Genomic DNA, 6778 nt, shown 5'->3' with positions numbered 1-6778 from the left:
CCTCAACGACCCTGTCCGTCAAAACGGGTCAATCCCAGGGTTGTGGCGGGCACCCATGTGGTGCGACGCGGTCTCGGCTCGGCGCGCCAACTCGTCGGCGTACTCACCCTGCTTGATGGATTTGCCGAGGTTGTTCCACGCGCGCTCGCGACGGTTGCGGTCAGCCTTGTAGCTGTAGTGGTCGACCAGCAGCGGCTGACCCATCGGGATGTTGTGGAAAACGTAGTCGGCTTTCGCCCGCGTGGCGTCGGCCTTGGTCTGGTGCTTCCCAGAGCGCTCAGTGAGCCGGTCGACCCGGTCGTCCATCCGGTCGGCGAGATTGGTCTCCTGCTGCTCGACGCTGGGCATCGTGTCGTCAATGTCGCGCTCGACCGTGTAGCCCGCCTCGGTGAGCACGCGCTCGATGTCTGCGAGGGCGTACGGCTTGGACTGGCGATGCCGAGAGGATCGCAGCAGCCACGCTGTGGAGTAGCGAGACCAGGTCCACGACGGATGGGCCTTCAGCGCCAGGTGCGCGGGACTGTTGCGGGTGGTTCCCTCGACGGTGGTGCCAGACTCGTAGTCGTGGTGGATGGTCAGAGTTCCCAAGGACATGGTGATGTGCCTCCTTCACTTCGTTTCGCCTGTGGTGCGGGCCGTCCTGTTCAGTCCGCCGGAATCCCGGGCGGGTCAGTGGCCCTGGTCCCAACCCATGCGCGCGCTGCCTCGTGCGGTGTCGTAGGTGGGTTCCTCGCCGGCGGCAGGAAGGTCGGGCCGGATGCTGCTGCCGGTGAGGTCGCGGACGGTGTAGCGCTCGCAGTCCCCTTCGGTTATGCGGCGGACGGTGTCGATGCCGAGTCCGTTGACCGTGATCGGGCATGCGTGGGTGAACGCGAACCGCTCATGCTCCGGGACGGTGGCGCGGGGGTGTTCGGGCCAGCGGTACGCGGCCCACCAGTTGGTGACCATGACGTCGATGACGCGGTCTCCGGCGTCGACGATTGCGCTCACGAGGCCTCGTGTAGCGGTGGCGCCGATCAGGTCGGCCAGCCGGGCGTATGCGTCACGCGCGGCGGTGAGTCGCACCAGGGTCGGTGCCGCCTCGCTGCGGAGGGTGTCCGCGTCCATCTCGCCGATCGCGTCGGTACGGGCGTCGTAGGCGTCGCAGTCGGTCATACCGGGTGTCCAGCGCGGGGCCAGCGCGTTGATGCAGTCCAGACACGTGCTGCACCGGTAGACGCTGGGCCGGGACACCGGAATGGAGATCCCCATGCCGAGGTTGTCGCACCCGCAGAAACCTGGTTGCGACTGAAGTGCGGCGTCTCCGAGTCCGTCGGTGTCGGTGTCCTCTCCGGTTCGGGCTCGGCCGGCTGGTCGGTGTGCGGGAACGTCGCGAGGAACGCGGCGACCTCGGCGGCGTCGTCCGAAGCGACCGAAAAGGCGAACGCCACGTGCCTGCCGTTGCGGGGCACCGTGGCGGTGCCGGCCAGCGGCCCCTGATAGCGCACGATGGCTTCCTACGGGTCGTGACCGAGCGGGCTGGGTCCGGGAGTTTGGACAGTCGCGCCGAGCGGGGCCGCGATGGCGTGCGCGAGCTGGTCGCGCGCGGCGGCCTGGTCATCGAGTCGTTGTTTCAGCTCGCGGGTTTCCGCGAGGGTGACCCGATAGCCGGGCAGCAGCCGCCGGGCAGTCTCGGCGGCAACCGTTTCGGGTGTCTTGGCCGGGGACACCGTGATTTCGTGTGATGGCAGCGGGTTTCCATGGCAGTGCCGGATTGTCGCCAGTGTGGCCGGGAGGCTGGCGGACAGCCTGACCCGTGGTGTCTTCTCCCAATCGGAGTAGCACACGTGAAGCTCTTCACCATCTGGGCCGATGAGGTACCGGTCGCCGTAACCGTGGTGGCCCGGTTCGACCGTCCACGTCCCGTCGAGCGCTTGCGCCATCGCTGCTGCGAATGCCTGCATGTCCATGTGTGTTTTCCTTCCTGTGCCTGGGTTTCATGTGCGTCGGAATCGTTCGGTCGCGGGTTGTGGCCATCTCGCGGCCACGGCACCCGCGCGGCGCGTGGCCGCGCGGGCACCGAAGCGGCGGCGGTCCCTTTCAGACCGAAGCCAGCACCTTGCCGAGCGTCGTCACGGTTTCCTGGTCGAGCGCGTCGGCTTTTCCGTCCACCGCGCGGGACATGTTGCGTTCGGCGCGGGAGGCGTTGCGCACGATCGCTTCGTGATGGGTGTAGGTGTTGATGGCCTGCACCACTCCCCACGCGGTACCGCGCCACGGGCTGACCCGGTTGTCGGTGTTCCACAATCGGTTGAGCGCGGCCCGTTCGTTCGTCGCAGTGGTGCGGGCACGTCCTTTCTCCTCGGGCATCGGTGTATGTGCGTCCAGGAAGGCGTGCCATGCCTGGTCGGTCACGGTCGTTTCGCAGAGGGCCTTGACCTCGGCGGCAAACTCCTCGGCCACGGTGTGGACCATCGCGAGCGCGTCGCGGGCCTCCACAATGCGGAACTTGCCGTTCTTGGAGTGCTTGACCTTGAACTGTTGGCCGTACTCGCGCAGCCCGGCCGACATCGTGTTGTCGCACACCACGTTGGTGACGGTCCGCTTGTAGGTGGTCGCAAGGCTGCCGTCGTGGCTGGTGCAGGCAACCAGGTTCGGCCGGAACTCCACACCTTCCGGGGTGGTGATGTTCTCGGGCACTTCCACGCTCACCCATGCTTGCCGGCGGTCGCGCAGCAGGCCCGCGGAACCGATCGACAGTCCGTCGTCAAGGATCGTGCCGACCTTGTCGAGCAGCCATTCCTGGTACTGGTGCACGGTGTATCCGTCGGCGAAGATTCCGAGGACGTCGCCGGTATCCGATGCGGCGATGGCTTGCTTGTTGGGCACGCGGCGAAGGCCGAACTTGCCCGCGACGAGCACCGATTCCGGTTCGGCGGTCCAGTGGAACAGACGGCGCTGCACATCGTCGACCGGGATAGCGCCGGGGTAATGGTTCGGCTCGCTCCCCTGCGCGGACGCCCGGTAGTGCCACGCCTGCCCGCGCTTGTCGGTGAACCCGATCAGCACGTTGTTGTTGAGCCATTCGCTGGTTTCTTTGGACATGACTAACCCACTTTCGTTATCGGAGGCGATAAGGAAACCGTTGCGCGGTCACGGCGTCCGCACGCGAACGCGCGCGGCACCGAAACCCCACAACACGGTTGCGACTAGTTACGACAATGAGATTGCATCAATTCGGCAAGATCACGCACGGTCAGGCTCATTTGCCGTTGGGGTGGACAACGGGGTAACAGCGTTCGCAGCCACGCAATGTTTCGCGAACGTCCGACATAGTTACGATGTGATTGCCGTGCCGATATCCGTCGACCATGACCGAAACGCATTCGCAACTGTCTTCCGCGTAGCATTCGGCGCAGTCGTAGTGCAGTGGCTCATCACAAGCGCTTTCGAGCCACTTGCCACACTCGGCGCATTGCCGATATCCCAGCTCGTACATGATGTGGTCGATATTCCAGCCGTGGCAGTCGGTGCACAAGGTCTGTCCGTCATCGCTCAGCGCCGAAACGACCTCCGCCGCGATTTCCTCGGGCACGTCGTAGCAGTCGACCAGCACGCGCGCGGCATTCTCGGATTCCCGCTCGGACAGGTCTTCGTCGTCGAGCAGCGGGTATCCGGCGAGAGCGGCACCGATACGGTCGGCTGCCTCACATGCGGTGGAATCGCCGTAGTCGTAGGCAAGAAGGCCGTTCCACTCAGCCGCTTTCCCGGGTGCCGCTTCCTCCATGAGTCGCACCGCCGCGTGCCCGTTGGACACGTCCGCCAGGTGGGCGCACTGGTGCCCGGTGAGGTAGTCGCCGGGAATTGGCAGCGGATCACCACCCGATCCGAGCACGAATCCGAATCCGGACCAGTCATTATCTCGGGCGCAGTCTTCACCGTCCCATGTCCCATAGCGAAAGTTATGCCCGAAATACAGATTCGCATCTTCGGAAAATGAAATTTCAGGGTTGTTCATGATTGACACTCCCAGTGGGCGCGGATTAGTGCGGGTCACAGACCGCATGCGGCAAAGAAGCGGTCTCGGTCGAATCGGGGGTTTACCGATTTGAAGTACGCGCACAAGGCGTCGGCGAGCGCTTTTCGTTCGTCGTCGACGACAACTTCCCTGCGTACGGAATCAGCAATTTCTTTGAAGTCTTTACGCGTCATGACAGAACCTCCAATGGTGTTGTAGTTGCAGGTTGTTTGGCGGTTCAGGCCAGTTGCGAACTGGTACGGGCCGAAATGTGGACACGTCGGATGCGATTCGCGCAAAGGGGATCATCTTCTATGTCCGTGCGATGCGAAATCACAAGCGATAGGGCCCGGTCGACCGGTAGCGCATTCCCCGAACCTCCCCAAAAGGGAAAGCCGTTATGTCTAGGGCACAACGCAGGGAACCATGCCCGTAAGACATAGCGTGCTATGAACAGCAAAAGCGCGACGCGCTTGAGAGGGCCGTTCAATGTCGGCAACCGCTTTACACAATCCGGACGCCCACACGTTGTGACGTTTGTCGGTGCTAGACCACCATGTAGTTATCTTGGGGACACACCTCTGGCAGGCATGCCTTTTATGCGCGCTACTCCGCTCTATAGCAAGGGATTCACATAACGGGGCTGCAAGCGCAGTTACTACGCATCTCAGACTAGAAATGCGCGTTTGGCTACGCGTCGTTCCCCACTACTGCCCTGCACGGTTTCGCTGCTGTCCGCGCGGCCCAAGCCGCTGCCCGCGCTGTGCGGGTCTTATATTTCATAAAGACCAAACCTTTGAGGAAAAGAAAGGAAGGAGATCGCTCGCGGGACGCCGTGCCCCGGTCCTCACGCCCTTCTCTGCCTCATCCCCTTCAATCTGTCTCGGCTACATGTCTAGGTTGACACACTGCCTAGACACTTTCAATCTTCAGCCGGGTTCCGTTATCTCGCCGTTACCTTCGGCGTCGGCCTTGCTGTTCAGGGCTGGCCAAGCCCTTGAGCTGGGAAGACGCATAGGAAGAGAAGATCGCGCAGCGGCACCCAGCACCCGCGNCGCGACCCGCACAGCGGCACCCAGCACCCGCGCCCGCCACCCGCACAGCGGCACCCAGCACCCGCGCCCGCCACCCGCACAGCGGCACCCAGCACCCGCGCCCGCGACAGGCCTTGGCGGTCTGCAAGAATTCTTTTAATAATCTCGCGGTTTCCGACTCGAGCCGCTTGCCACTACGCCGCCCACGTGGTTGTCAATGCCTGCGACTCATGTTTTTCGCATCGTTAGACTTTGTCTTGACCGCAAGAAATAGACAGGAACCGCCGCATGATAGTTGAAGACCAAGAAGAAAAATGAGAGGAAGAACTATGAAGGAGCCTAATGATATAGGGAAAGTTACCCACAACAGAACAGAACGCGCGAACGGAGGCAATGCGAGCATCAGACGGCCAACACGCCACCCAAGCCGACTGTTCATGTGCCTGCCGGCACCGAAGTCTGGAGCCACGGTGGCAGGCGCATCGAGCGACCAACCTGCAACAAGTGACGAAGCTCCCCCTTCTTCTCTAGCGAGACCCCGGAAGAGAAACCAGAGAAGAAGGCGGAGAGGAAGTGGGACAGGCAGTCAACGTTCGCCCCAGCGCGGCACGCACTGCATGCTCACATGAGTTACGCGATCTCGCCTAGCATGCGTAGAAACCTACCGAACGCCAAGCCGAGAGGGGCTTAACGTAAACGGCTCCGACAGTGTCGAACATAAGAGGCGGTGGCAACCCCGTTCGCAGCTTACGCTGATTCGTCGGCTTTCAAAACCGCGAGCCCGCACGCAACCACGAGAAATGTCAGTCGCACCCCAGGGTAGGCGCAGATTGTTTCCGCCGGTGGCGTTGTACTCAACGCAGTCGCTGAAGAGCTGCTCTCGAGGCTGGAAGATCCGGTCAGATGGGCGGAGAAGCACAGCGAGCTGATTAAGCGTGTGCAGCGGCGTCGCTGTGGCGCCGAGGACCGGCTAACCAATGTTTGGCCGCGGGACTAGATCAGGATCTGCTGCTCAGCTCGCCTTCCGGTCCCGTAGCTGGCTGCTGTGAAGCCGAAGGAGGGAGTCGGCGAGTCCGACGGTGTCGCGGGCGGGGTGCTGGTCCAGCGTCGCTAACGAGGTGGTCAAGAGACTCAGCGTGCGCTGAATGCTGTCGTACTGTCCGAGCCGGGCCTGGGTCCGCATGAGGTCGCGGTAGATGGCCTCGTTGTAGGGGTCGAGATTTCGGGCCTGTTCAAGCAAGACGAGCGTCTGATCGGGGTCGCCGTCGCCGATCCTGCGGATCAGAGCGCTGAGGGCATCGAGGACGTCCCTGCGGAGTGCTTCGCGGGGACCGTCAATCCAGTCTGCGGAAATGCTGTCAGCAAGGTCGCCCCTGTACAACTCGGCCACGCGTCGCAGCGCCGTGAGGGCCTCGCCCTCGGTGGCTGCGTGGCGACGTATCGCTAACGCGTCGAGCAGTTGCCAGAGATCCACCGTGACTACGGAGCGGTCGAGCGCGTAGTGCCCGTCGTCATTGACGGTGATGTTGGCGATCTCGTTCCGTGTGGCTGTGCGCAGTCCGCGACGCAGCTGGGAAAGGGTTGCATGGAACGAGTTGTAGGGGCGGTCGCCTGGTGCGTTAGGCCAGAGTGCCGCGGTGAGCACTTCGCGACGGCTGCCCTCGGGGTGCAACGCGAGATAGACCAGGATCTCGCGCTGGCGCGGCGTGGCCGTGGCATCGTGATTTGGCCCCGGTTCGGCATTGCG

7 protein-coding genes are annotated in these 6778 nt (G+C 63.2%); all 7 read right to left on the bottom strand.

What is annotated here, in order from left to right; translation table 11 throughout:
- Positions 1-18: 18 nt before the first annotated feature.
- Positions 19-594, bottom strand: a complete 576-nt coding sequence (locus EIZ44_RS44225; RefSeq protein ID WP_043836097.1) for a DUF3560 domain-containing protein — start codon at positions 592-594, stop codon at positions 19-21.
- Positions 595-669: 75 nt separating this feature from the next.
- Positions 670-1251, bottom strand: a complete 582-nt coding sequence (locus tag EIZ44_RS44220; RefSeq protein WP_134662599.1) for a hypothetical protein — start codon at positions 1249-1251, stop codon at positions 670-672.
- 245 nt (positions 1252-1496) lie between these two features.
- Positions 1497-1949, bottom strand: a complete 453-nt coding sequence (locus tag EIZ44_RS44215) for a hypothetical protein (protein ID WP_043836101.1) — start codon at positions 1947-1949, stop codon at positions 1497-1499.
- 130 nt (positions 1950-2079) lie between these two features.
- On the bottom strand, positions 2080-3084 hold the full coding sequence (locus EIZ44_RS44210; RefSeq protein ID WP_037817361.1) for a DUF932 domain-containing protein: 1005 nt from the start codon (positions 3082-3084) through the stop codon (positions 2080-2082).
- A gap of 157 nt (positions 3085-3241) precedes the next feature.
- On the bottom strand, positions 3242-3997 hold the full coding sequence (locus EIZ44_RS44205; RefSeq protein WP_134662600.1) for a hypothetical protein: 756 nt from the start codon (positions 3995-3997) through the stop codon (positions 3242-3244).
- Positions 3998-4032: 35 nt separating this feature from the next.
- A complete protein-coding gene (locus tag EIZ44_RS45040) occupies positions 4033-4191 on the bottom strand; it encodes a hypothetical protein (protein ID WP_158242531.1) in 159 nt (52 codons plus the stop codon).
- A 1852-nt stretch (positions 4192-6043) separates the two neighbouring features.
- Positions 6044-6778 (bottom strand): AfsR/SARP family transcriptional regulator (locus EIZ44_RS44200; protein ID WP_276323967.1); only part of this gene is annotated, 735 nt, incomplete at its 5' end.

This window comes from Amycolatopsis nivea, from assembly GCF_004522235.1.
Taxonomy (GTDB): Bacteria; Actinomycetota; Actinomycetes; order Mycobacteriales; family Pseudonocardiaceae; genus Amycolatopsis; species Amycolatopsis nivea.
Note: the sequence above shows the minus strand (reverse complement) of the source record. Positions and strands in the feature narration are given on the sequence as shown.